2 pseudogenes are annotated in these 683 nt (G+C 61.1%); both read right to left on the reverse strand.

Annotated features, from left to right (window positions below):
• Positions 1–114: 114 nt before the first annotated feature.
• Positions 115–408, reverse strand: a pseudogene (locus tag QN347_RS19335) (Tn3 family transposase); the annotation flags it as partial.
• A gap of 78 nt (positions 409–486) precedes the next feature.
• Positions 487–615 (reverse strand): annotated as a pseudogene (locus QN347_RS19340) (transposase domain-containing protein); the annotation flags it as partial.
• Between the last annotated feature and the right edge of the window lie 68 nt (positions 616–683).

Below are 683 nucleotides of genomic sequence, written 5' to 3' on the forward strand. Positions count from 1 at the left end.
TCTCTACACTAAATCAGTAGGTTAAGCTACGCTCGCCAACCCGAAATCGCCCGTCCGACGAATAATCCGGGCTAAATTACCCTAAACCCGCACGAACCACGAACGCCGCCACCGTCATGCCGCGATGCTCATTCGCCCAAGATTGAGCAGCCGCCGCCCGGTCGGCATCGCGGCGGCGCGGTCCCAGAGAAAGTCCCCGGAGAAGGCGATATGGCCCCAGCCCACGGGCGACGTATGCGCCAGCAAGTCATCCGGCACGTCCTCGCCGATCGCGCGAAGATGCGCCACCGCATCGGCGATATAGGTTGAGTTCCAGTAGACGATCGCCGCGATGACGAGGTTCAGGCCTGACGCCCGGAACTGCTGCGCCTCGTGGGTGCGATCGGCGATGCGGCCCTGCTTGAACGTACGCATTCGGTGAAGGCCGCAGATTTGCTGCTTCGGGCTCAGACGGCCTGAGCGAGCGGTATGTTTGTGTCGGGTTTTTCAGTTCCATGGGAGCAGCTCGGCGAGGCGGTGCTGAGGGATGTCGGCGATGCGGGCGAGGACATCGGCTAGCCAGGCCTGGGGATCGATATTGTTGAGCTTGGCGGTGACGATCAGCGAGTATACTCCGTCTGCTTGACGACCCGCAAAATCGTCGCTCGCTCAAGCCATGATTCTGAAATCTGCAGGATCGATGA

Origin of the sequence: Sphingomonas sp. 10B4 (assembly GCF_035019905.1) — a bacterium.
Taxonomy (GTDB): domain Bacteria; phylum Pseudomonadota; class Alphaproteobacteria; order Sphingomonadales; family Sphingomonadaceae; genus Sphingomonas; species Sphingomonas glacialis.